Genomic DNA, 24117 nt, shown 5'->3' with positions numbered 1-24117 from the left:
ACGTGTCGACTGGGAAAAGAACCATCCCCCCGAACACCGAACCACGCGACCGCCCGCCGATCGCATCTCTGCGGGAAGTGAACCATATGTAGACCTGATGAGCAATGTGAATCAAAACTTCAGGCTGCACGAACGGTGCTGAACCGCAAGACCATTCGAACCACGTTCGCGCACCGCGTCCACGGACGCGTCGATATCGGTCCCCAGTTGCCCTCGGCGGGGCATCAGTCCAGGTCGTCGTGCCGCATCAGCTGGCGGGCCGCCTCGGTCACCGAACCGGTCAGCGACGGGTACACCGAGAAGGTCTGGGCCAGATCGTTGACGGTGAGGTTGTTCTGCACCGCAAGCGCGATCGGCAAGATCAGCTCGGACGCGATCGGCGCGACCACCACGCCGCCGATGACCACGCCGGTGGCCGGGCGGCAGAAGATCTTCACGAAGCCCCGGCGCAAGCCCGACATCTTGGCTCGCGGGTTGGTGTTCAGCGGCAGCATCACCGTGCGCGCCGGGGTCTCGCCGTTGTCGATCGCGGTCTGGCTGACGCCGACCGTGGCGATCTCCGGGCGGGTGAACACCGCGGACGCCACCGTCTTCAGCCGGATCGGGCTGACGCCCTCGCCGAGCGCGTGGTACATCGCGATCCGGCCCTGCATCGCGGCCACCGAGGCCAGCGGCAGCAGGCCGGTGCAGTCGCCGGCCGCGTAGATGCCGGGCACCGAGGTGCGCGAAACCCGGTCGACCCGCAGATAACCGCCGCGGTCGAGTTCGATGCCGACCCGATCCAGGCCGAGGCCATCGGTATTGGGGGTGGAGCCGACGGTCATCAGCGCGTGCGACCCGGCGACGGTCCGGCCGTCGGCCAGCTTGACCACCACGCCCTCGGCGGTGCGCTCCACCGCGTCGGCGCGCGCGTGCTTCACCAGCTCGACGCCGCGCTCGGCGAGCGCGTCCTCCAGCACCAGGGCCGCGTCGGCGTCCTCGCCGGGCAGCACCCGGTCGCGACTGGAGACCAGCCGGACCCGCACTCCCATTTCGGTATACGCGGAGACGAACTCGGCGCCGGTGACGCCGGAACCGACGACCACCAGGGTCTCCGGGAGTTCTTCCAGGTCGTAGAGCTGGCGCCAGTTGAGGATCCGCTCACCGTCGGGCTCGGCGCCCGGCAACACGCGCGGGCTCGCGCCAGTGGCGATCAACACAACCTCGGCCTCGATGGTCATCTCGGTGCCGTCGGCCAGCTTGGCCAGGACCTGATGCGCGGCCAGTCCGGTGGAGGCGTCGGTCAGCTCCGCGCGACCGGACAGCACGGTGACGCCGACGGTCTGCAATTTGGACCGGATGTCCGAGGACTGGGCCAGCGCCAGCGCCTTCACGCGGCCGTTCACCTCGGCCAGCTGCACGGTCGCCTGGTTCGGATCGAGGGTGATGCCGAGATCGCGGGCGCGGCGCAGGTCGGTGCGCACGCCGGTGGAGGCGATGAACGTCTTCGAAGGGACGCAGTCCCAGAGCACACATGCCCCGCCGATGCCGTCGCTATCGATCAGCGTCACCGACGCACCGTGCTGGGCGGCCACCAGCGCCGCCTCGTAACCGGCCGGTCCGCCACCGATGATCGCTATGCGGGTCATGGATACCTCCGCTTCTGGTTGCGCACCGGGATCTCCGGTACCTGTCAACGTTATCGGGCGAGGTCCGCCCAGCCGTCGCCCGGCCAGCACCCCCCGCGGAATCGGTACGCGATACGCGTCCGCACCGGGTCGCCGCGCCCGGAACGCGCCACCGGAATACCGCATCTGGCCGGGATGGAGTCGATCCCCCGATGTTATTGGCTACCCTTCTCTGGTGCCGATCTACGCCGCCTACGGGTCCAACATGGACTCAACCCAGATGCTCGAGCGCTGTCCGCACTCGCCCATGTCCGGAACGGGCTGGTTGGAGGGCTGGCGGCTCACCTTCGCTGGTGACGACATCGGCTGGGAGGGACCGCTGGCGACGGTGGTCGAGGAGCCCGGCTCCCGAGTTTTCGTCGTCCTCTACGACGTGTCGCCGGAAGACGAACAGCGGCTGGACCGCTGGGAGGGTTCGGACTTCGGGATCCACAAGAAGATCCGGCTGCGCGTCACGCACAGCGAGAGCGGCGCCGAACCGACGCTGGCCTGGCTGTACGTGCTCGACGCGTACGAGGGCGGCCTGCCCTCGGCCCGCTACATCGGAGTCATCGCGGACGCGGCCGAAAAGGCCGGTGCGCCCGAGGATTATGTGCATTCCCTGCGCACGCGCAACAGCCGCAACGTAGGCCCCGGCAACTTCGGCTGACCAACGGACGACGTGGCCGGCCCGAACGGGCCGACCACGTCGCAGGTTTCGGGAATCAGCGCGCCGTCTCGGGCTGAGCGCTGAGCACGATATTCGTCAGCACCCGCACGCCCACCGCGAGCGCCCGCTCGTCCAGGTCGAAGGTCGGCTGGTGCAGATCGAGCTGCTCGCCGTGCCCGGACCAGACGCCGAGGCGCGCCATCGCGCCGGGCACCTCCTCCAGGTACCAGGAGAAGTCCTCGCCGCCACCGGATTGCATGGTGTCGGCCAGCGCGTCCGGTCCGATCTTGCGGATCGCGTCCTCGAACATCCGGGTGGACTGCTCGTCGTTGACCACCGGCGGCACGCCGCGCCGGTAGTTCAGCTGGTACCGCACGCCGGTCGGGGCGAGCAGGCCGTCGACGATCTCGCGGACCATCGGCTCCAGCAGCGACCAGGTCGCGTGATCGCCGGTGCGGACGGTGCCGGTGAGCATGCCGGTCTGCGGAATCGCGTTGGGCGCCTTGCCCGCACTCACCGCGCCCCACACCATGACCGTGCTGGTGCGCGGATCGATGCGGCGGCTGAGCAGACCCGGCAGACCGGTGATCACGGTGCCGATCGCGTAGACCAGATCGCTGGTGAGGTGCGGACGCGAGGTGTGCCCGCCCGGGGAATCCAGCACCAACTCGACCGTGTCGGCGGCCGAGGTGATCGCGCCGACTCGGATGCCGACCCGGCCCACCTCCAGCCGAGGATCGCAGTGCAGCGCGAAGATTCGCTCCACCCCCTCCATCGCACCGGTGGCGACCACGTCGATCGCGCCGCCCGGCATGACCTCCTCGGCGGGCTGGAACACCAGTCGCACGCCGACCGGCAGTTCCGGCACCTCGGCCAGCGCGAGCGCGGTGCCGAGCAGGATCGTGGTGTGCGCGTCGTGGCCGCAGGCGTGCGAGACGCCGGGCACGGTGGAGGCGAAGCTCAGTCCGGTGAACTCCTGCAACGGCAGCGCGTCCATGTCGGCGCGCAGGCCGATGCGCGGGCCCTCGGGCCCGATGTCGCAGATCAGGCCGGTGCCGCCGGGCAGCGGCTGCGGCGTCAGGCCGGCCTTGATCAGCCAGGAAGAAACGAATTCGGTGGTGGCGAACTCGGTGCGGGACAGTTCCGGGTTGGCGTGGATGTGCCGGCGGAACTGCACGAGGTCTAACGCGTGCTCGGCCAGCCAGCCCTCTACTGATCCCAAACCTGTTCCTACGGTGCTCGGCAATACGATGTCCGCCGGGTCTTCGGCCAGGGCGCAGGCCCCGGCCTCGATTCCCGTCGCCCGCTCCGCCGAACGGCCGGTAGTGCTCACGCCTCCGCCTCGCTGTCGCTCGGCTCCGCCGCGCGCACCGGGCGCACTGTGCCCCCGGTTCGCTCGCTGCGCTCCCTCACTTGAATATCCTCCTGTCGTTGAACGAGCCGTTGCAACAACCTGTCTCTGTGTTCTTCATCGCCGGCAGCGGTGATCGCGGTACGCGCGAGTGCGAGCGCACCATCGACAACCGCACGATCCGCCGAAGCGTTGACGCTCGCCGCGGCGAAGCCGGGCTGGTGCGTCACCGCGCCACCGGCATCAATGCCGATGACCGGGTGGATGCCCGGAATGACGTTGGTGACGTTGCCCATGTCCGTGCTTCCGAGCGGCCGCTGTGCCTCGAGCTCGGGTGCGATCGGCACTCGTCCCAAACCGGTTATCTGCTCGCGGTAGGCAAACAGTAACGCCGGATCGGGCGTCAGCTCGGTATATGTCGGCGCGACAGTCCGGATTTCCTGGGTGCAGCCGGTCGCAAGGGCACCGGCCTCGAAACACGCCGACGCTCGTCGCATCAGATTGTCGAGAGATGCGGAGTCGACTGCGCGTAGGTAATACAGCAGTTCCGCACGTCCGGGCACGATGTTGGGGGCCACGCCACCATCGCCGACTATACCGTGAAGTTGCTGACCAGGCTGGAGATGCTGTCTCAGCAATCCGAGAGCTACCTGGGTGACGGTGACCGCGTCACCCGCGTTGCGGCCCAGTTCCGGCGCGGCGCTGGCATGCGCCTCGCGGCCGTGGAACACGATGGACAGGTCGGCCATCGCCAGCGAGCGCGCGCCCACGATGTCGAACGGGCCGGGATGCACCATCATCGCCATCGCCACGTCGTCGAACACGCCCCGCTCGAGCATCAGCACCTTGCCGCCGCCGCTCTCCTCGGCGGGCGTGCCGAGCACCAGCACGGTGAGCCCGAGCGCGTCCGCGACCTCGGCCAGGCCGAGCGCGGCGCCGACCGCCGAGGCGGCAATGATGTTGTGCCCGCACGCATGTCCCATGCCGGGCAGCGCGTCGTACTCCGCGCAGATGCCGACGGTGAGCGGGCCGCTGCCGAAGCTCGCGCGGAACGCGGTCGGTAATTCGGCCACGCCGGTGGCGACCTCGAAGCCGCGTTCGGCGAGCGGCGCGATGATCTTCGCGACGCTCCTGGTCTCCTCGAACGCGAGTTCCGGTTCGGCGTGAATCGAGTGCGAAAGATCGATCAGCTGGTCGAGCGCGGACTTGATCGCCGCGTCCGACTGCCGCATGGCATCGGCGCGCTCGACGTCATCGTCGATGCGCGATTCCTGGTGCCCGCTGCGCGGTGGTGGCATGGAACACAGTCTTACACTCGCCCGCAAACCGGGCGCAGCGCATATCCGTCCAGCGAACCGCGGGGCGCCGCGTTCCGCGGCACCGAACCGACCGAACGGCCGTCCGGCTAGCCCGTGGCGAAGGCGAGGTTCTCCGGCGTGGTCGGCACCGCGAGACCGGCCAGCGCCTTGGCGTGCAGCGCGCGCTTGATCACCGGCAGGTTCGGCTTGCGGTTGCTCGCCAATGCCGCGGCCTTGGCCACCGCGGTCGCCAGCAACGACTCCGCGTCGGCCTTGCCGTCGACGATGCCCGCGGCGATCGCCTCGTCGGCCGGGTAGCGGTAGCCGGTGGTCATCGCCTGCACGCAGACCTGGTTGCTCAAGCGCTCGGTGAGCAGGGCGTTCATCCCGACGGTGAACGGCATGCCGAGGTGCACCTCGGGCAGGCAGTAGAAGCCGCGGTCGGCACGCATCACCCGGAAGTCGTGCGAGGTGGCCAGCATGGCGCCCGCCCCGAACGCGTGGCCGTTCATCGCGGCGACGGTCGGCATCGGGAACTGCAGCAACCGGGTGTAGAGCGAGTGCACGCGGTCGAGGTAGCCGTGCGACTTATCCAGATTGCCGAACAGCCAGTCGGTGTCGAGGCCGTTGCTGTAGAACTTGCCGGTCGCCACGGTGACCAGCGCGGCCGGGCCGTCGGAGTCCTCGACCTTGTCCAGCAGGCCGTGGAATTCGTCGATCCAGTCCGGGTGGAAGCGGTTCTCGCTGTCCGTCTGTCCCTCGCTCCCGAGATAGACGACGAACACATCCCCTTCACGTTCCAGATACGGCATGGGTGCAGAATATCCGGCGCGCGGCAGCACTCCTACTCGCGGGTAGCAATCTTGTCCCGAGGGCCACTACCTCCGGTTCGGCCGCCACCCGCGCGGACCGCAACCACCGCGCACGACGCCTTCGAAAGACGCTCGCGGCCCGTCTACCAGCCGAACGGACCCGGACGCGGACGGCGACGAAGGTCGAGAACACTCGGAGCCCCAGGCGGCGCAATCCAATACAGTGATCCCCATGCTTGCCGAACAGGCCGCCGAGGCGATCGCCGAACGTACTGGAGTGCCGCGCCACCGGGTTGCGGTGGTGCTCGGCTCGGGCTGGCAGGAGGCGGCCGCGGAGATCGGCACGCCGGTCGCGTCGGTGCCGATGCCGGAGCTGCCCGGGTTCGGCACGCCGAGCGCGCAGGGACACGGCGGCATGGTCCACTCGGTGACCGTCGGCGACACGCCCGTGCTGCTACTCATGGGCCGTCAGCATCTGTACGAGGGCTACCAGCCCGCCGACGTGGTGCACCCGGTCGCCGCGGCCATCGCGGCGGGTGCGCAGATCGTGCTGCTGACCAATGCCGCCGGCGGCATCCGCGAGGGCCTGCGGGTCGGCGAGCCGGTGCTGATCAACGATCACCTGAACCTCACCGGGCGCACCCCGCTCACCGGTGCCACCTTCGTCGACCTCGTCGACGCCTGGGATCCCGAATTGCGTTCCCTGGCAAAGGAAATCGATCCCACCCTGACCGAGGGCGTGTACGCCGGCCTGACCGGGCCGCAGTACGAGACCCCGGCCGAGATCCGGATGCTGCGCACCATGGGCGCCGACCTGGTCGGCATGTCCACGGTGCTGGAGGCCATCGCCTGTCGCGCGCTCGGCGCCCGGGTGCTGGGCATCTCGCTGGTCACCAACCTGGCCGCGGGCGTCACCGGCGGACATCTCTCGCACGCCGAGGTGCTCGCCGAAGGTCACGCCGCCGCACCGCGATTGGGCAAGCTGCTGCGCGGCGTGCTGGAACGGGTGTAGATGCTGCGCTTCGGCACCGCGGGCCTGCGCGGACCGGTGCAGGACGGTCCGGACGGCATGAACGTGACGACGGTGACCCGGGCCACCGCCGGCCTCGTCGAGTGGCTGCGGGGGCGCTGCCTCGGTGGCGGAGCGGTGATCGTCGGCCGGGACGCGCGGCACGGTTCCGCCGAATTCGCCACCGCCACGGCGGAAATCTTTGCCGCAGCGGGCTTTCCGGTGACCTTGCTGCCCCGCCCGCTGCCCACGCCGGTGGTCGCGTACGCGGTGCGCGAGCTCGGCGCGGTCGCGGGCGTGCAGATCACCGCGTCGCACAATCCCGCGACCGACAACGGCTACAAGGTCTATCTCGACGGCGGCTCGCAGCTGCTGGCACCGGCCGACGCCGAGATCGAACGGTGCATCGACGCGGTCACCGAACCGGTCGCCCGCACCTCGGTCGGCCCGGCCGGCGACGACGTCGTGCGGCACTACCTGAACCGGGTGGCGTCGCTGCCTTCACTGATCGGCGGCGAGGGCGCGCGCTCCGCGATCCGGATCGCCCTGACCCCGCTGCACGGCGTCGGCGGCGACCTGACCGTCAAGGCGCTCGCCGCGGCCGGATTCACCGACGTGCACGTGGTCGAGCAGCAATTCGAACCCGACCCCGACTTCCCCACCGTCGCCTTCCCGAACCCGGAGGAGCCCGGCGCGACCGACCTGCTGCTGGCCCTGGCCACCCGGGTCGGCGCGGACGTGGCCATCGCCGTCGACCCGGACGCCGACCGCTGCGCCGTCGGAATCCCGTTGCCGGACAACACCTGGCGAATGCTGCGCGGCGACGAGACCGGCGTGCTGCTCGGCGACTGCGTGCTGCGCACCGCGCCGCCGGACGCGCTGGTGGCCACCACCATCGTGTCCTCGCGACTGCTGTCCAAGCTCGCCCCCGCGCGCGGCGCCCGGTACGCGGAAACGCTCACCGGCTTCAAGTGGCTGGCCCGGGCCGGCGACGGCCTGGTCTACGCCTACGAGGAGGCGATCGGGCACTGCGTCGACCCGGCCACCGTCCGGGACAAGGACGGCATCTCGGCCGCGGTGCTGACCGCGGACCTGGTCGCCCGGCTGAAGTCGGCGGGTCGCACCCTCGCCGACCAGCTCGACGACTACGCGATCGAGTTCGGCCTGCACAGCACCGATCAGGTGTCGCTGCGGCTGGATTCGGCGGCGGCCGCCGCGGACGTGGTGGCCCGGCTGCGCGCGAACCCGCCGGACGCGATCGCCGGCGAGGCGGTCGAGTTCACCGACCTGCTCCAGGTGCGCGGCCGCATGCGCACCGACGCACTGATTTTCGAGGGCGCCACCGCGCGCGTCGTGGTCCGCCCGTCCGGCACCGAGCCCAAACTCAAGTGCTATCTCGAGGTGCTGACACCCGTCGAGTCGGCCGCCGGGCTACCCGCCGCCAGGACAACTGCGGGACAGCGCCTTTCCGCATTGCGCGAATACTGCCAGGGGCTCTGAACAGCCAGGCATCATCAGATGATGACGGCGATGCACTGTACCCACTGCGGCAGCGAGGGCATGCTGCCCGGCTACATCGAGGACTCCGGCGACAGTTCACGCGGCCATGCCCGCTGGGTCGAGGGTCCGCTGGAAATCGGCTTCTGGGGCGCCAAACGAACCGGCCGGACCCACTGGCTGGTCGACGCTTACCGCTGTGCGGAGTGCTCCCACCTGGAGCTGTTCACCCGGTCGAAGGACGGGTGAGCAGCGCCGGCGGGAGCCGGTCACCGCGCCGTCTAGCGCGGGCCGAATTGGCGGTCGCCCGCGTCCCCCAGGCCGGGGACGATGTAGGCGTTCTCGTTCAAGCCGATGTCGACGGTGGCGGTGACGAGGTTTACCGGGTGGCCGGAATCCGTCAGTGCGGCAACGCCTTCGGGCGCCGCGACGACGCAGACCGCGGTGATGTCGGTGGCGCCGCGGGCGGTCAGGAGTTCGAGGGTGTGCAGCATCGAGCCGCCGGTGGCCAGCATCGGGTCGAGGACGTAGACGGGCCGCCCGGACAGGTCGGCGGGCAGCGATTCCATGTACGGGACCGGCTGGTGGGAGTCCTCGTCGCGGGCGAGGCCGACGAAGCCGATCCGGGCATCGGGGATCAGCTCGGCGGCCACGTCGAGCATGCCGAGCCCGGCCCGCAGCACCGGCACCAGCAGCGGCGGCTGGGCCAGGCGAGTGCCCTGGGTCGCCTGCACCGGAGTGGTGATCTCGAAGTGCTGGACCGGTGCGTCGCGCAGCGCTTCGTAAATGAGGATCCGCGTGAGGTCACGCAGGGCCGAGCGGAAGGCGGGATTGGCGGTTCGCTCGTCTCGCATCGTGGTCAACAGTGCAGCGGCGAGCGGATGGTCCACGGTGTGAGTACGCATGAGGGAACGATAAAGTGACCGGCGGACCCACCGCCGAGGCTCCACCCGAAAGTTTTTTCGCATCGGTGGGAACCGAACCGGAACAGAGCGCGTCGAACCAAGTGAATGACGTACTCTGCCTGGGAACAAACAGATGGGGGAAGCTCTGATGCGAAAGATGTCGGCGGACACCGAGGGCATCGCAGCCTATGGCGCGACCGCCCATGTGATGGCCGGGGAAATGGCCGCGGCCGGGGCGAGCGCGGTCGCGGCGGAACCAGCGCTGCTCGGCCCGATCATGGGGTTGATCGGCGGCGATTTCATGGCCGCCTATGCCGCCGCGCACGCGGGGCACGTCGCCTCGATCGGCCAGCTCTCGGCGGTGCTGACCAGCATGGGGGTCGCCACCACCGGCGCGGCCACGGTGCTCACCGAGACCGATCTGAACCACGCCGGATCGCTGCAGAGCGTGGCCACCGAATTGGACGGGTGAGCCGGTGATCGATCTGAACGCGCTGGCCCAGCCGATCTTCGACCTGCTGGAGAGCTTCGGCTCGGGCGTGCTGCCGACCGGCGGCCCCTCCGACGCACTGCGCAGCACGTCGACCGCCGTCGACCAGATCCATCAGCTGGGCCGCGACGGCATCAACAGCATGAACACCGCGTGGGACGGCCAGGCCGCCGACGCCGCGACCGCGAAGGCGCTGCGGGTGCAGACCACCGCGGCCACCATCTCGGACCGTGGCAACGATATGGCTACCGTGGTGAACCAGGCCGCCGCCGAGGTCGAATCGGGCCAGAAGGACCTGGCCGGCATCGCCCAGTCGTTCGTGAACACCGCGGCGAGCGCGGGTCCCGCGCTGGCCACGCCGGCCGGGCTGACGATGATCGTCGGTTCCGCGATCGACCACCTCGGTCAGGCACTCAACGTGGTCGGCCGGGTGCAGAACGAACTCGGCACGCACACCGCCTCCATGACCGATCTCACTCCGGCGCCGCCCACCACCTCGCTGGCCGGCACCCCCGCCGTCAGCACGGCCGGTGTGCAGCAGCTCAGCTCGACCGCGAGCAGCGCGCTCAGCGGTGCCGGTTCGATGGCCAGCAGCCTGATGAGCACCGCGATGTCCGCGCTCCCGTCGACGTCCTCGACCGCGTCGAAATCCGCCTCCGGCACGCCGAAGTCGCCGAGCACGCCCACGATCGACACCGGTTCCTCCGGCATGCCGAGCGACGGCAAGGGCGTGAAGATCACCCTCCCCGACGGCAGCACGGTGGAGGCGCCGAACGAGAAGGCGGCCACCGCGGTCCGCTCGGCGATCAGCGCGGTCGGCACCCCGTACGTGTGGGGCGGCAACACCCCCGGCGCCGGCCTGGATTGCAGTGGTCTGACCAAATACGCGTACGGCGAGGCGGGCGTCGACCTGCCCCGGCTGGCCGCCGATCAGGCCACCGGCACCTCGGTCTCCCCCGGCGACCTCATGCCCGGCGATCTGGCCATCTGGGACGGCCACGTCGCCATGGTGATCGGCAACGGACAATTCGTCGAGGCCGGTGACCCCGTCCAGATCAGCTCGATTCGAACGGAGAACTCAGGGATGGGCTTCCACGGCTTCTATAGGCCGACAACATGACGAACCCGCAGCAACCGTCGGTTCCCAACGTCACGGTCGCGGCCAGCACGAACCGGTCGGGCACCATCTCGGTGCGCGCCACGGATCAGGGCATGCCGGTGGAAATCAAGTTCGAGCGCAGCGAATACCGTTACGGCGCACAGAGTCTCGCGAACGAGATCCTGCGGCTGACCAAGCGCTCCACCGTCGCCGCGAAGGCGCGCCGGCGCGAACTGCTGGCCGAGGCGGGTATGCCTGCCGACATCCTGGACCGGCTCGGCCTGCCCACCCGCCAGGCCGCGGTGGACGAGCTGGACCGGATCGACGACGCGGACACCGGACCTACGACCTGGATGAGGCCGGTATGAGTGCTGAGATGGATGCTCTGGTCGCCAACGCGACGCAGAAGCTGGAGGCCCTGGAGGCCGCGCTGTACGGCCTCAAGCAGGTGCGCGGACGCCACACCACCGAGGACGGCTCGGTCACCGTCGAGGTGGACAGCGACGGCGCACTGGTCGCGCTGAGCCTCGCGGAGACGGTCACCTCGCTGGCACCGGCCGAGGTCGGACAGCTGATCGTCTGGGCGTGCAGGCAGGCCGCGGAGGACGCGGGCAACCAGCGCTCGAAGGTCGTTGCGACACTGAACGAGTCGTTCGTTCCCGAGGCGGACGGCGCCAAAGGGACCATTGGGGGCGGGCCGGATAGTGCCTGACGCGGAAGGTCGATAGGCTTCCGCACATGGCTTCTGGAGACATCGTCCCGATCGAGCTCGGCCTGACCGACGGCGATCTCGTCACCCTGTGGGCACCGCGCTGGCGAGACGGTGACGACGAGTGGGAGGCGTTCCTCGGGCACGAGGACTCCCTCTACGGTTTCGAGACCGTTGCCGAGCTGGCCGCGTTCATCCGGACCAACTCCGACAACGACCTCGTCGAGCATCCGGCATGGAAGGTCGTCGCCGGGCTGTCGGCGGTGGAACTGGAGCCGGAGGAGAACTTCTCCTTCGATCTGGTCGCGGTGCCGGAGCTGGCCGCGGGCGAGCCCGACGTGGACACCATCGCCGAGCTGGAAGACACCCTCGGCATGGTGCGCAACATCGGCGAGGTGTGCGAGCTGGAGACGGTGACCAAGTTCTTCGGGTCGCATCCGGTGCTCGGCGCGCTGCCCGGCGGGATCAACGCGTTCATCGGGCGCGACGGCGAGGAACTCTGGGACCAGATCGGCGCCGCCATCGCCAAGGGCTGGGACGACGTCCTCGACGCCATCGACTCCGTCGTGCACACTCCCGACGTCGACGCGGAAGCCGTCGCCGTCGCCGAGGCGGAGCTGCTGGCCGCCGAGGAGAACGTGGTCGACGCCGACGACGCCGCGGACAACGAGGAGGACGAGTTCGAGCCCGTCGACCTCGACGCGGACGACGAGGACGAAGAAGAGGACGATTCGTTCTGGCACGAGGTCGGCATCGACCCGGTCAAGATCATCGCCTCGGACGGCACCTACTTCACCCTGCGCTGCTACCTCGACGACGAGCCGATCTTCCTCGGCACCGACAACACCATCACGGTGTTCAGCTCGGAGCGTGCCCTGGCCAGGTATCTGGCCGACGACCACGAACACGACCTGTCCCGGGTGAGCACGTTCGCCGACGTGCAGACCGCGGCGGTGGACGGTTCGCTCGAGGTCGAGGTCACCGACGAGAACGTCTACGTGCTGCCCGGTCTCGCCGACGACCTGGCCGAAGGTCCGGAGGCAGTCGACATCGAGCAGCTCGATCTGGCGGTCGAACTGTTCACCGACGCGGCCGACTACGCCGGCGACGACGCCGTGGAACAGGCTCTGGCCCAATCGAATCCGCTCGGCTGGTACGTCTCCTACCTGCTCAACCCGGACCCGAGCCGGATGGCCCCGAACCCGCCGTTCACCGCGGAGGCCCAGTCCTGGCGGGACCTCGAGCGCAACTTCGAGGCCCGGCTCAACCAGCAGTAGGCGGCTACTTCAGCCGGATCCAGATCTGCTCGGCCCGGCCGAGCAGGCGGTCGTCGGCACCGTAGACGGCGGTGGACGAGAACGACTTCCGGCCTTGTTCGCCGTGGTTCTCGCCGATCACCACGCACGGTTCGCCGACGTCGGGGAGGTCGTGCACGGCGGCGGTCATCGAGCCGAGCAGGGCGGGGCGGTCGAACATGTCGGGCAGCGACCAGCCGCCGGGACAGTCCATCGCGGCCCACAGGACGGCGGGGCCGAGCGGGAGCGAAGCGTCGGGGATCCACGGTGCGGCCACCCGGCCGGCGTCGACCGCGCCCGCCTCGATGCGCAGCCCGTCGGTGCGCGCGGTGCCGCAGACGAAGCAGGACGCGAACATCTCGTTGCTCTGGTAGGAGCTCGCCGCGGCGGACGCGGTCGCGAACGGCACGGATTTCGGTGTGTCCCGATCGAATTCGCCGCGACGGGATTCCGCGAGCAACGTGTCGCCGTCGTACAGGATGCCGTCCCGGACCTCCAGCGGAGTGTCCAGCGGCGGCGGGCTGCGCAGGATCACCGTCACCGCCACGTCCCCGTGTGGCTCGGCGAGCAGTCCCCCGACGTAGCCGCCGTTACCCGAGTGGGGCGGGCCGTTGAACCGACTGGGGATCTGCAATGTCGCCATGCTCGCCCACGCTAGCGAACCAGCACCCCGGCGCCTTCGCCCCGTCCCGCGCACGAGACGTAGCTCACCGGGAACCGGTGCATCGCCCGAGTCGGGCACCGGCACCAGTTCCCGGTCGGCGAGCTCTAGGGTCCTGCTGGACCATTCATCAGCCGAGCAGTACCGCGTACCCGGGCTTGATGATGTCGTCGATGATGCGCAGCCGCTCCGGGAACGGGATGAACGCCGACTTCATCGCGTTGATGGTGAAGCGCTCCAGATCGCTCCAGCCGTAGCCGAACGTGTCGGCCAGTTTGAGCATTTCCTGGCTCATGCTGGTGTCGCTCATCAGCCGGTTGTCGGTGTTCACCGTGACCCGGAAGCGCAGCCGGGCCAGCAGGTCGAACGGGTGCTTGTCCAGCGACGGCACCGCGCCGGTCTGCACATTCGACGACGGACAGAGCTCGAGCGGAATGCGCATGTCGCGCACGTAGTTCGCGACCAGCCCGAGGCGCGCGTCCTCGATCGCGCCCGGCACGCTGATGTCGTCGGTGATTCGTACGCCGTGCCCGAGCCGGTCGCAGCCGCAGAACGCCAGCGCCTCGTGGATGGACGGCAGGCCGAACGCCTCACCCGCGTGAATGGTGAAGTGCGCGCTGTTGGCGCGCATGTATTCGAACGCGTCCAGGTGCCGGCTGGGCGGGTACCCGGCCTCCGCACCGGCGATGTCGAAGCCGCCGACGCCGCGATCGCGGAAGCGCACGGTCAGCTCGGCGATCTCGCGGGAGCGGGCCGCGTGCCGCATGGCGGTGAGCAGGCAGGTGACCACGATCGGGCGTCCCGCCGCCGCGGCGGCAGCCTCGCCCTCGCGGAAGCCTTCCAGGGTGTGCTCGACCACCTCGTCGAGGGTGAGTCCGCGTTCGAGATGCTGCTCGGGGGCGAAGCGCACCTCGGCGTACACCACGCCGTCCGCGGACAGATCCTCCGCGCATTCGCGGGCGACCCGGCGCAGGCCCTCCGGCGTCTGCATGACGGCCACGGTGTGCGCGAAGGTCTCCAGGTACAGTTCCAGCGAGCCACTGTCGGCCGCGTCCCGGAACCAGGCGGCCAGCGCCGCCTCGTCGTTGGCGGGTAGGTCCTCGTACCCGCACTCGGCGGCCAGCTCCAGCACCGTGGCGGGCCGTAGACCACCGTCGAGGTGGTCGTGCAGCAGCGCTTTTGGCGCCTGGCGGATCGAGGCAAGGGTCAATGCGGTCGGTCCAGTCATGTAACGACGGTAGCCGCACCGGGCTCGAACGGCACCCGACTGTGAAAGTGGCAACCATCTCGTTGCCGAGTCGCCAAATTCGCGCGCGTCGCTCCTGGACGGCTGCCGGCCCGGATGCCAGAGATGCGCTCAGCGTCGCCTATTCGCCGCTCGACCTTCGTCGTCGATGAGTGTTGCCGCAGACGTTGTGCGGCAAGCTGATTCGATTTCCGGGCCGGTAATTCAAGCCTCGATGCGGCCGAGCACCAGTGGGGTGGAAGGTTTTTCGGTGAGGTCGCCGATGGCGAACGCATCGGCCAACGCGGCCTGGGCGCCGGCGAACGCGTCCGGGGTGTCGGTGTGCAAGGTGAGCAGCGGCTGACCCGCGGTCACGGAATCTCCCGGCTTGGCGTGCATTTCGATGCCCGCACCGGCCTGCACCGGATCGCCTTGACGAGCCCGGCCCGCGCCGAGGCGCCAGGCGGCGACGCCGACACCCATCGCGTCCAGGCGGGTGAGCACGCCGTCCCGCTCGGCCCGCACGACCTCGGTGTGCTTCGCCGTCGGCAGCGGTGCGTCCGGGTCGCCGCCTTGCGCGTGAATCATCGCGCGCCACTGGTCCATCGCCCGGCCGTCGGCGAGCACGTCGGCGGGATCGATGTCGAGTCCGGCCAGGGCCACCATCTCGCGCGCCAGGGTGATCGTCAGCTCCACCACGTCGGCGGGCCCGCCGCCGGCCAGCACCTCGACCGACTCGGCGACCTCCAGGGCGTTGCCCGCGGTGCGCCCGAGCGGGGTGTCCATCGCGGTCAGCAGCGCGACCGTCCGCACCCCGGCGTCGGTGCCCAATCCGACCATGGCCGTGGCCAATTCACGAGCGCCGTCGAGCGTCTTCAGGAACGCGCCCGCGCCGACCTTCACGTCGAGCAGCAGCGCCGCGGTGCCCTCGGCGATCTTCTTGCTCATGATCGAGCTGGCGATCAGCGGGATGGATTCGACCGTGCCGGTGACGTCGCGCAGCGCATAGAGCCGCTTGTCGGCCGGCGCGAGATCGGCGCCCGCCGCGCACACCACCGCGCCGGCCGCGGGGTCGGCGAGGATCTCGCGCATCCGCGGCAACGGAACATCCGCCTGCCACCCGGGAATGGCTTCGAGCTTGTCCAGCGTGCCACCGGTGTGCCCGAGTCCGCGGCCGGACAGCTGCGGCACCGCGGCGCCGCACGCGGCGACCAGCGGCGCCAACGGCAGCGTGATCTTGTCCCCCACCCCGCCGGTCGAATGCTTGTCCACGGTCGGCCGCGGCAGGTCGGTGAAGTCCAGCCGGCTGCCCGACGCGATCATCGCGCCGGTCCACCGCGCCGTCTCCCGCCGCGTCATCCCGCGCCACACGATCGCCATCGCCAGCGCCGACATCTGCTCGTCGGCCACCGCCCCGCGGGTGAATCCATCGATCACCCAGTCGATCTGCGCGTCCGATAGCTCGCCGCCGTCCCGCTTGGTCGTGATGATCGAAACCGCGTCCAGTGCCGTCACATTCGCCAGTCTGGCACGAGATCGATCGCGCGGCTGGTTCTTGTCGGTGGGGTTCGATAGCCTCTCCGCATCAATCGTTCGAGGGGCTAGGGGGCAGTGGTGACATCCATCCACATCGACCGTCGCATCAGCAGGCTCGAAACGCGGGTCACCGACATGGAGGACACGCACGGCGAGACGCTCTACAAGCTCACCAGGGCTGGTGCCGGCTCCAGGATCGAGACCGGCAGGCTGATCGACTGGACCGACAGCGCGAGCCGGGCTTTCACCCTGATCATGGAACGGCTGGGGGTCGCGCCGATCGAGTTTCCGCCGATCGCGCGCGCCACCGAGGCCGAGATCGACGCGACGCTGGACGCGCAGCTGTGAGCGGTCGCTCAGATCTGCCCGGCGCCTAGGTCATCCGGGCCGAAGGCGTCCGGCAGCAAGGCGCTCAGCGGGACGGGTCCGTCCTTGTGATCGACCAGCAGGCCGGAGCCGCCGTGTTCATAGAGGAGTTGGCGGCAGCGTCCGCAGGGCATCAGGATTTCGCCGCGAGAATCGGTGACCGAGATGGCCACCAAGCGGCCGCCACCCTCCGAATGCAAGTTACCGACGAGTACGCATTCGGCGCACAGGCCCAAACCGTATGAGACATTTTCCACATTGCACCCGCGCACAATTCGGCCGTCGGCGCTGAGCGCCGCCGCGCCGACCGGAAACCGCGAGTACGGCGCATAGGCGTTGCGCATAACTTGAATCGCGTTGTCGTGCAGGGATTTCCAGTCGATTTGCGACATCGGGAACCTCTTCTGGAACAAGCAGAAACTGGCCGCGCGGGACCCTCGAAGGAACCCTTCACGTATCAAGAAAGGTAAACCTAACCCGCAAGACTGTAGCGCAACGCACGGCACGCCGAATTAGTTCCGGCAAACCTAGAGGATTAGAGTCCAGAACAGATCGGTTCAGGTTCCCGGCAGCGGGCCGCAGCGCAGCCACCTGGGCATTTGCGCCCAACGCAGCCGGCCTCGGATCAATGAACCGGGTCCATCAACGACGTTGGAGGCACCGCACTCTATGACCACGATAGAAGCTCCGGCCCAGCCGAAGCGGAAGACGCTGTACCGAGGCGACCCCGGGATGTGGTCCTGGGCGCTGCACCGGATCACCGGTGTCACCATCTTCTTCTTCCTCTTCGTGCACGTCTTGGACACCGCGCTGGTCCGGGTCAGCCCGGACACCTACAACCGGGCGATCGAGACCTACAAGAGCCCCGTCGTCGCGCTGATGGAAATGGGCCTGGTCGTCTGCGTCCTTTTCCACGCGCTCAACGGCGTCCGGGTCATCCTGGTCGACTTCTGGTCCAAGGGCCCGAAGTACCAGCGCCTGATGCTGTGGTTCATCCTCGCGGTCTGGTTCCTGCTGGCGGTGCCCGCGATCGGCCGTCAGTTCTTCTACCTCTTCACGGAGCACTGATATGAGCGCACCTGTTCTCGGTAAGTCGTATGACCGGCCGGCCAGCCTGGACAACCCGCGCTCCCCGCGCCTGCGCGCGAACGGCAACTTCGAGAAGTACGCGTGGCTGTTCATGCGCTTCTCCGGCCTGTTGCTGATCATTCTCGTGCTCGGCCACATGTCGATCATGCTGCTGCTCGACGGCGGAGTGAAGCGGCTCAACTTCGGCTTCGTGGCCGGCCGCTGGGCCAGCCCGTTCTGGCAGCTCTGGGACCTGAGCATGCTGTGGCTGGCTCAGCTGCACGGCGGCAACGGCCTGCGCACGGTCATCGCGGACTACTCCCGCAAGGACTCGACCCGGTTCTGGCTGAACACGCTGCTGGCCATCTCGATGATCCTGATCCTGGCCGTCGGCACCTACGTCATTTTCACCTTCGACCCCAACATCAGTTAGGAACAGGTCAACTCGATGAGTGAGCGCAGCGAACGAATCATGGGCACAGCGTGCGTCGCGCATGCCGGAGCCGAGCGCAGCGAGGCGCAGGCATGAGTGACTCGCGGATTCAGGAGCATCGCTACGATGTCGTGATCGTCGGCGCCGGTGGCGCCGGCATGCGCGCGGCGATCGAGGCCGGGCCCCGGGCGCGTACCGCCGTGCTGACCAAGCTGTACCCGACCCGCAGCCACACCGGCGCGGCGCAGGGCGGCATGTGCGCCGCGCTGGCGAACGTCGAAGAAGACAACTGGGAATGGCACACCTTCGACACCGTCAAGGGTGGCGACTACCTGGTCGACCAGGATGCCGCGGAGATCATGGCCAAGGAGGCCATCGACGCGGTGATGGACCTGGAGAAGATGGGTCTGCCGTTCAACCGGACGCCCGAGGGCAAGATCGACCAGCGCCGCTTCGGCGGGCACACCCGCGACCACGGCAAGGCGCCGGTGCGCCGCGCGTGTTACGCCGCCGACCGCACCGGTCACATGATCCTGCAGACGCTCTACCAGAACTGCGTCAAGCACGACGTGGAGTTCTACAACGAGTTCTACGTGCTCGACCTGGTGATGACCGAGACCGACCGCGGCCAGGTCGCGACCGGCGTGGTCGCCTACGAGCTGGCCACCGGCGAGATCCACGTGTTCCACGCGAAGTCGATCGTGTTCGCCACCGGCGGCTCCGGCCGGATGTACAAGACCACCTCGAACGCGCACACGCTGACCGGCGACGGCATGGCGATCGTGTTCCGCAAGGGTCTGCCGCTGGAGGACATGGAGTTCCACCAGTTCCACCCGACAGGTCTGGCCGGGCTCGGCATCCTGATCTCGGAGGCCGTCCGCGGTGAGGGCGGCATCCTGCGCAACGCCAGCGGCGAGCGGTTCATGGAGCGTTACGCGCCGACCATCAAGGACCTCGCGCCGCGTGACATCGTCGCCCGCTCGATGGTGCTCGAGGTACTCGAGGGCCGCGGCGCCGGACCGAACAAGGATTACGTCTACATCGACGTGACCCACCTCGGCGCGGACGTGCTCGAGGAAAAGCTGCCCGACATCACCGAGTTCGCCCGCACCTACCTCGGCGTCGACCCGGTGACCGAGCTGGTCCCGGTCATGCCGACCTGTCACTACGTGATGGGCGGCATCCCGACCAAGATCCGCGGCGAGGTGCTGCGCAACAACACCGACGTGGTGCCCGGCCTCTACGCGGCCGGCGAATGCGCGTGCGTCTCGGTGCACGGTTCCAATCGCCTCGGCACCAACTCGCTGCTGGACATCAACGTGTTCGGGCGGCGCGCCGGCATCGCCGCCGCGGAGTACGCGCAGCGCACCGAGTTCGTGGAGCTGCCGGAGAACCCGGCGCGGATGGTGCAGGACTGGCTGGAGCTGATCCTGTCCGACCACGGCAACGAGCGGGTGGCCGACATCCGCACCGAGCTGCAGTACACGATGGACATGAATGCCGCCGTGTTCCGCACCGAGGACACCCTCAAGCAAGCCCTCACCGACATCCACGTGCTCAAGGAGCGCTACAGCCGGATCACGGTGCAGGACAAGGGCAAGCGCTACAACAGCGACCTGCTCGAGGCCGTCGAGCTCGGCTTCCTGCTGGAGCTGGCCGAAGTCACCGTCGTCGGGGCGCTCAACCGCAAGGAATCGCGCGGCGGCCACGCCCGCGAGGACTACCCGGACCGCGACGACGTGAACTTCATGCGGCACACGATGGCCTACAAGGAGAGCCCGGATCTCATCTCGGACATCCGCCTCGACTTCAAGCCGGTGGTGCAGACCCGTTACGAGCCGATGGAGCGTAAGTACTGATGACTGCTGTACTCGAGACACCCCCGGCCAAGCCCGCGCCGATCCCCGAGGGCTCGGTGATGGTCACGGTCAAGGTCGCCCGGTTCAATCCGGAGGACGACAAGGGTGCGCACTGGGAGTCGTTCCAGGTACCGGTCCTGACCACGGACCGCTTCCTCAACGTGCTCATCTACATCAAGTCCTACCTGGACGGCACGCTCACCTTCCGGCGCTCCTGCGCGCACGGCGTGTGCGGCTCCGACGCGATGCGGATCAACGGGGTGAACCGGCTGGCCTGCAAGGTGCTGATGAAGGACATGCTGCCCAAGGGCGACAAGTCCCTCACGATCACCGTCGAGCCGATCCGCGGCCTGCCCGTGGAGAAGGACCTCGTGGTGAACATGGAGCCGTTCTTCGACGCGTTCCGCGCGGTGAAGCCGTACCTGATGACCTCGGGTAACGAGCCGACCCGCGAGCGCATCCAGAGCCAGGCCGACCGGGCCCGGTTCGACGACACCACCAAGTGCATCCTGTGCGCCTGCTGCACCACCTCCTGCCCCGTGTACTGGAGCGACGGCAGCTACTTCGGCCCGGCCGCGATCGTGAACGCGCACCGCTTCATCTTCGACAGCCGCGACGAAGGCGCCCGCGAGCGCCTCGACATCCTCAACGACGTCGAGGGTGTCTGGCGCTGCCGCACCACCTTCAACTGCACCGACGCGTGCCCACGCGGCATCGAGGTCACCAAGGCCATCCAGGAAGTCAAGCGCGCCCTGCTCTTCGCCCGCTGACCTCCCCCGGCACACGAAGGCCGCCTCCATCGAAAGATGAAGGCGGCCTTCGTCGTTCGCAGGTTACCGGGCAGCGTCAGTTGTCGTAGGATGCCACGCCGACCGGGCCGGAGCCCAGGCAGAGGGTGAGTCCTGGTGTGCGGGAGGAGATTCGGAGGATGGAGCCGCTGCCCACCAGACGGACGAAGACGGTGCTGAGACCTTTGCGGACCGGGACCGTGACGAACTTGCCGTATTCCAGGGCGACGGACAGCAGGCCGTCGCGGTCGGCGAGGTAGTTGAGTTGGGCGGTCCATTCGTGGGCGAGCATGGGGCCGTCGAGCGGGATCGGGCGCGGGTCGGGGGTGGCGATTCGGTAGCCGCAGCCGGGGTCCGGGCCGGGGAGGATGCGGCGGTTCCACCAGACCTGGGCTTCGACGATCGTGCCGGTGTCGGTGATCATGCGCAGGTGCGGGGTCGAGTCGGCGAAGGTGCCCGGTGCGGCGATCGGGGCGAGGACCTGCGGGGTCAGGTTCTGCGGATAGGCCAACGGGTTCAGGACATCCCAGGGGACCTCCTGTTCCAGTAGCGGCGCACCGTCCCAATGATCAAGCGCCGGTTTCACGTTCGCCAGATAGGTCTTGGTCGGGCTCGGCCGCCAGGAGCGAACGAAGGTGTCCGTGGAGATCAGGCTGCTGACGACGAACAGCGCCAGCACCGGTATCACGATGCGGCGGCCGGGCAACCACCGCGACGTCTTCCGTGGACGCGCGCGCAGGATCAACGCGCCCACGACGGACAACGTCACACCGAGGTCGGCGAAGTAACGCAGCGACTGCATGAGTTCGGCCGCGGTGTTCGGACCGCCGCGCACGAGCGCGACCGGCAGCTGCATCACCAGCACATAGGCGACGGCGAGCACCCAGACCGGCCACACTCGACGCCGCGCGTAAATCGACAGCGCCACAACCGAAATCAGCACGATCCAGGCCGCGGCCACGGCCGCTGCGGGCGGGTCGGCCCATGGCGCGGCGGGCAACCAGCGCTCCCATCGCCACGGCCCGCCGACCAGCGCCGGCACCACGCCGAGCGAGGTCGCGTTGGGCAGCCAGTCCCGTATGCCCTGCGGGTTGTTGTGCACCCCGGAGAAACCGACCACCGCCAGATACGCCGCCAACCAGCACAGCAGCACCAGACCCGACCCCACCCACAACCGCACACCGCGCCGCGCCACCACGCGAACGGCGGATTCCCGCCCGTCGACATAGTGCGCGAGCACCGCGACGGCGAACGCGACGAACGGGATGATCACCGATTTCTCGAAGAACAACAGCGCCACGGTGAGCACCACCATTCCGGACAGCACGTATCGCCGCCGTCCGGTGCGCACCAGGAGCAGCGCGTCGCCGATCACCCAGGCGAGCGCGAATTGCAGCGGCAGTGCGTTCAACGCGGCCGACCACCAGGCGAACGCCGGGAGCGTCACCGGCGAGAACAGAAAGAAGGTCAGCGGAATGAGCAGTGCCCACCGGTCACCGAGCAGCACGCGCAACATGCGCAGCACCGACAGCGACACCGCGAGCTGCCCCGCCACCAACGAGATCGCCGGGACCGCCCACACCAGCGGCGCCGTTTTCGTCGTCAGCCAGGCGGCAGCGAAGGCGAGCGGCATGAAGTGCCCGTCGTGATCGTGCAACAGCAGTTCCGCGGAGAACAGCGGATACCGGCCCGCCCGGCCGACCAGGATCAGATCGTCCCAATAGAAATACCCGCTGCCCGCCACCCAGCCGCGCACCACCAGCTGCAGCACGATCAAGCACGCCGCCGTGCCGACGACCGGCGACGGGCCGAGCCGGTGCCGGACGCGCGCTGAGACCGAGCGCGCAGCGGGCACGGCCGGCGACGGCGCGATCGCAGCGGTGTCCATGCCGAGCCACCCTAGTGGCGAGTCGCGCGCGCCCAGGCGCGACGCCGCACCGGAACGCTCAGGCCGCGTACCCCGTCGCCTTCTCCACCTCGACCCGGACCGCGACCCGGACCTGACCTTCGGCGGGCAGCGCGTGCTCCTTGCCGTCGTACTTCCACGACAGGCGGTGGCCGACCTCGAGATCGACGTCGTGGACGATGGTCGCCTTACCGCGCAACTCGACGTAGCTCTCGCCGTCGGCGGAGTCGATCACGGTCACGCTGACCCGCGGGTCGCGCACCATGTTCCGATGCTTGAGCCGTCCTTCCAGAGTGGAGAACAGCAGGTCGTCACCGTCCCTGAGCACCCACATCGCCGAGGTCTGCGGACTGCCGTCGGCGTTGATCGTGGCGAGCACCGCGTAGTTCTTGGCGTCGAGCAGCGCGATGGTGGCTTGGCTGAGCGTGATTCCCATGCGCTGGACAGTAGTAGGCAGGCCAGAAAACCGGCCTATGGATTCAGCGATAGCTAATTGCCATCAATACCGGGTCGTTGCCGGTAAGTTGATCTTGGACGTGCTCTCCAGGTTGCCGCACACATCGTCGGTCGCGCCACGACATCCGTCGCGCGTGGCTCGAGAGGAAGGCGCTAACCCCATGTACGTGTTCCGAACGGCCATTGCCGCGACCATGCTGACCTGCCCCGCACTGGTCGCCGCGGCCGCGACGGCATCGGCGCCGACCGGCGCCGCGCCGCACCACCATTGCGCGACTGCGCAGGCCGCCTCGGCCGTCGTCACCACGAACGCCCGCGGCCCGGCCGGTCCGCAGCGCACCGTGCTCAACACCCTGCTCTACCCGGGCCTCGTCGATACCGCGGGCCCGCTCGGCATGGGCGGCGCGGCCTTCGGCCTCGGCCTGGCCGGGCTGATCGGCACCGGCAGCGCCATGCTCGGCACCGGCAGCGTGGCCGCCGCACCGTGGGCGGCCTTCCTCGGCAGCGGCAGCGCGGCGGCCGGAACCGGCAGCGCCGCACTCGCGCCGCTCGGCGTTGTCCTCGGCACGGGTGCCGCGTTCCTCGGCACCGGCAGCGCCGCCGCGGGCGCCTCAGGCAGCGTCGCAACCGGCGGCCTCGGCACACCCTTGGCGATGCTCGGCGCGGGCAGCGCCGCCGCGGGCACCGGCAGCGCGAGCCTGGCCGGCGCGGGAGCCGCCGCCGCACCGTTCGCCGCGCTGGCGGGTACCGGCAGTGCCATGCTCGGCACCGGCAGCGTCGCCGCGGTCCCGTTCGGTGTGGCCCTCGGCGCAGGCATCGCCGCCGGAATAGCAACCGGCAGTGCGGGAATGGCGTCGCTGAGCGCGGCGTCACCGGTCGCGGGGGACGAAACCACCCGAGCCACCAAGGCCGACGCCACCGGCACCGACACCAGCACCACGAAGGGCAAAGGCACGAGCAGTGAGTCGGCTGATCCGGGGTATCACCCGCTGAAGCTAGGACCGCCGACCCGCTGATCAATGCTGCGGATCTGCCTGA

General features: G+C 69.0%; 26 protein-coding genes. 15 read left to right on the top strand and 11 right to left on the bottom strand.

The features are described from left to right. Positions 1-224: 224 nt before the first annotated feature. Positions 225-1628 (bottom strand): NAD(P)H-quinone dehydrogenase, encoded by a 1404-nt coding sequence (locus tag ACFYO1_RS38440; protein WP_387242725.1) that lies wholly within the window; start codon positions 1626-1628, stop codon positions 225-227. A gap of 214 nt (positions 1629-1842) precedes the next feature. On the opposite strand from ACFYO1_RS38440, the gene ACFYO1_RS38435 reads away from it, so the two are divergent. Beyond that, positions 1843-2316 carry a gamma-glutamylcyclotransferase gene (locus ACFYO1_RS38435; protein WP_387242722.1) on the top strand — a complete coding sequence of 158 codons (474 nt, stop codon included), beginning with the start codon at positions 1843-1845 and terminating at the stop codon, positions 2314-2316. 55 nt (positions 2317-2371) lie between these two features. Here ACFYO1_RS38435 and ACFYO1_RS38430 read toward each other — a convergent pair whose 3' ends face one another. The 3 genes from ACFYO1_RS38430 to ACFYO1_RS38420 all read right to left on the bottom strand — a co-directional run bounded on the left by ACFYO1_RS38430 (position 2372) and on the right by ACFYO1_RS38420 (position 5777). Then, positions 2372-3538: a M20 family metallopeptidase gene (locus tag ACFYO1_RS38430; protein ID WP_387243186.1), complete on the bottom strand. Its 1167-nt coding sequence runs from the start codon at positions 3536-3538 to the stop codon at positions 2372-2374. A gap of 107 nt (positions 3539-3645) precedes the next feature. Further along, positions 3646-4899 (bottom strand): M20 family metallopeptidase, encoded by a 1254-nt coding sequence (locus ACFYO1_RS38425; RefSeq protein ID WP_387243183.1) that lies wholly within the window; start codon positions 4897-4899, stop codon positions 3646-3648. 173 nt (positions 4900-5072) lie between these two features. Then, a complete protein-coding gene (locus ACFYO1_RS38420; RefSeq protein WP_387242719.1) occupies positions 5073-5777 on the bottom strand; it encodes an enoyl-CoA hydratase-related protein in 705 nt (234 codons plus the stop codon). A 232-nt stretch (positions 5778-6009) separates the two neighbouring features. Between ACFYO1_RS38420 and ACFYO1_RS38415 the strand changes: the two genes are divergently transcribed. Genes ACFYO1_RS38415 through ACFYO1_RS38405 form a run of 3 tightly spaced genes read left to right on the top strand, consistent with a single transcriptional unit; the run spans position 6010 to position 8532 of the window. Next, a complete protein-coding gene (locus ACFYO1_RS38415) occupies positions 6010-6789 on the top strand; it encodes a purine-nucleoside phosphorylase (RefSeq protein WP_387242716.1) in 780 nt (259 codons plus the stop codon). Beyond that, the gene (locus tag ACFYO1_RS38410) at positions 6790-8286 is read left to right on the top strand and encodes a phospho-sugar mutase (protein ID WP_387242713.1); all 1497 of its coding nucleotides are present in this window, start codon (positions 6790-6792) and stop codon (positions 8284-8286) included. Between the two features lie 21 nt (positions 8287-8307). After that, the gene (locus ACFYO1_RS38405) at positions 8308-8532 is read left to right on the top strand and encodes a hypothetical protein (RefSeq protein WP_387242710.1); all 225 of its coding nucleotides are present in this window, start codon (positions 8308-8310) and stop codon (positions 8530-8532) included. A 32-nt stretch (positions 8533-8564) separates the two neighbouring features. Here the strand turns inward: ACFYO1_RS38405 and upp are convergent, their stop codons facing one another. Next, positions 8565-9188: a uracil phosphoribosyltransferase gene (gene upp, locus ACFYO1_RS38400; protein WP_387242707.1), complete on the bottom strand. Its 624-nt coding sequence runs from the start codon at positions 9186-9188 to the stop codon at positions 8565-8567. Positions 9189-9336: 148 nt separating this feature from the next. Here upp and ACFYO1_RS38395 point away from each other — a divergent pair, with 148 nt between their 5' ends. The 5 genes from ACFYO1_RS38395 to ACFYO1_RS38375 are packed head-to-tail and all read left to right on the top strand — an operon-like array spanning position 9337 to position 12763. Next, complete coding sequence (locus ACFYO1_RS38395; RefSeq protein ID WP_387242704.1) at positions 9337-9660, top strand: hypothetical protein; 324 nt, start codon at positions 9337-9339, stop codon at positions 9658-9660. Positions 9661-9664: 4 nt separating this feature from the next. Further along, positions 9665-10798, top strand: a complete 1134-nt coding sequence (locus ACFYO1_RS38390) for a C40 family peptidase (protein ID WP_387242701.1) — start codon at positions 9665-9667, stop codon at positions 10796-10798. Beyond that, positions 10795-11145 carry a hypothetical protein gene (locus tag ACFYO1_RS38385; RefSeq protein WP_387242698.1) on the top strand — a complete coding sequence of 117 codons (351 nt, stop codon included), beginning with the start codon at positions 10795-10797 and terminating at the stop codon, positions 11143-11145. The genes ACFYO1_RS38390 and ACFYO1_RS38385 overlap by 4 nt, the downstream gene beginning before the upstream one ends. After that, positions 11142-11489 carry a YbaB/EbfC family nucleoid-associated protein gene (locus ACFYO1_RS38380; protein WP_387242695.1) on the top strand — a complete coding sequence of 116 codons (348 nt, stop codon included), beginning with the start codon at positions 11142-11144 and terminating at the stop codon, positions 11487-11489. Before ACFYO1_RS38385 ends, ACFYO1_RS38380 begins: the two co-directional genes overlap by 4 nt. Before the next feature lie 26 nt (positions 11490-11515). Then, positions 11516-12763 (top strand): primosomal protein, encoded by a 1248-nt coding sequence (locus ACFYO1_RS38375; protein ID WP_387242692.1) that lies wholly within the window; start codon positions 11516-11518, stop codon positions 12761-12763. 4 nt (positions 12764-12767) lie between these two features. Here the strand turns inward: ACFYO1_RS38375 and ACFYO1_RS38370 are convergent, their stop codons facing one another. The 3 genes from ACFYO1_RS38370 to ACFYO1_RS38360 all read right to left on the bottom strand — a co-directional run bounded on the left by ACFYO1_RS38370 (position 12768) and on the right by ACFYO1_RS38360 (position 16182). After that, on the bottom strand, positions 12768-13424 hold the full coding sequence (locus tag ACFYO1_RS38370) for a hypothetical protein (protein ID WP_387242689.1): 657 nt from the start codon (positions 13422-13424) through the stop codon (positions 12768-12770). Positions 13425-13572: 148 nt separating this feature from the next. Then, entirely contained in the window at positions 13573-14670 is a 1098-nt protein-coding gene (locus tag ACFYO1_RS38365; RefSeq protein WP_387242686.1) for an adenosine deaminase, read from the bottom strand. A gap of 222 nt (positions 14671-14892) precedes the next feature. Continuing rightward, complete coding sequence (locus tag ACFYO1_RS38360) at positions 14893-16182, bottom strand: thymidine phosphorylase (protein WP_387242683.1); 1290 nt, start codon at positions 16180-16182, stop codon at positions 14893-14895. A gap of 99 nt (positions 16183-16281) precedes the next feature. Here ACFYO1_RS38360 and ACFYO1_RS38355 point away from each other — a divergent pair, with 99 nt between their 5' ends. Beyond that, positions 16282-16551, top strand: a complete 270-nt coding sequence (locus tag ACFYO1_RS38355; RefSeq protein WP_387242680.1) for a hypothetical protein — start codon at positions 16282-16284, stop codon at positions 16549-16551. An 8-nt stretch (positions 16552-16559) separates the two neighbouring features. Here the strand turns inward: ACFYO1_RS38355 and ACFYO1_RS38350 are convergent, their stop codons facing one another. Beyond that, positions 16560-16961, bottom strand: coding sequence for a cytidine deaminase (locus tag ACFYO1_RS38350; protein ID WP_387242677.1), 402 nt, complete (start codon positions 16959-16961; stop codon positions 16560-16562). Between the two features lie 277 nt (positions 16962-17238). On the opposite strand from ACFYO1_RS38350, the gene sdhC reads away from it, so the two are divergent. From sdhC to ACFYO1_RS38330, 4 genes are all read left to right on the top strand, one after another. Further along, complete coding sequence (gene sdhC, locus ACFYO1_RS38345) at positions 17239-17637, top strand: succinate dehydrogenase, cytochrome b556 subunit (protein ID WP_387242674.1); 399 nt, start codon at positions 17239-17241, stop codon at positions 17635-17637. 1 nt (position 17638) lies between these two features. Further along, complete coding sequence (locus ACFYO1_RS38340; protein ID WP_387242671.1) at positions 17639-18070, top strand: succinate dehydrogenase hydrophobic membrane anchor subunit; 432 nt, start codon at positions 17639-17641, stop codon at positions 18068-18070. Between the two features lie 107 nt (positions 18071-18177). Next, the gene (sdhA, locus tag ACFYO1_RS38335; protein ID WP_387243180.1) at positions 18178-19929 is read left to right on the top strand and encodes a succinate dehydrogenase flavoprotein subunit; all 1752 of its coding nucleotides are present in this window, start codon (positions 18178-18180) and stop codon (positions 19927-19929) included. Further along, positions 19929-20699, top strand: a complete 771-nt coding sequence (locus ACFYO1_RS38330; protein ID WP_364738085.1) for a succinate dehydrogenase iron-sulfur subunit — start codon at positions 19929-19931, stop codon at positions 20697-20699. The genes sdhA and ACFYO1_RS38330 overlap by 1 nt, the downstream gene beginning before the upstream one ends. Positions 20700-20775: 76 nt before the next feature. Here ACFYO1_RS38330 and ACFYO1_RS38325 read toward each other — a convergent pair whose 3' ends face one another. Both ACFYO1_RS38325 and ACFYO1_RS38320 read right to left on the bottom strand, forming a co-directional pair. Then, positions 20776-22605, bottom strand: a complete 1830-nt coding sequence (locus ACFYO1_RS38325; RefSeq protein WP_387242668.1) for a hypothetical protein — start codon at positions 22603-22605, stop codon at positions 20776-20778. 58 nt (positions 22606-22663) lie between these two features. After that, a complete protein-coding gene (locus ACFYO1_RS38320) occupies positions 22664-23059 on the bottom strand; it encodes a PPOX class F420-dependent oxidoreductase (protein WP_387242665.1) in 396 nt (131 codons plus the stop codon). 181 nt (positions 23060-23240) lie between these two features. Between ACFYO1_RS38320 and ACFYO1_RS38315 the strand changes: the two genes are divergently transcribed. Beyond that, entirely contained in the window at positions 23241-24095 is an 855-nt protein-coding gene (locus tag ACFYO1_RS38315; RefSeq protein WP_387242662.1) for a hypothetical protein, read from the top strand. The last annotated feature ends 22 nt before the right edge of the window (positions 24096-24117 follow it).

This window comes from Nocardia sp. NPDC006044, from assembly GCF_042871115.1.
Taxonomy (GTDB): domain Bacteria; phylum Actinomycetota; class Actinomycetes; order Mycobacteriales; family Mycobacteriaceae; genus Nocardia.
The sequence above is the reverse complement of the archived record's forward strand: the minus strand, read 5'-3'. Positions and strand labels throughout refer to the sequence as shown.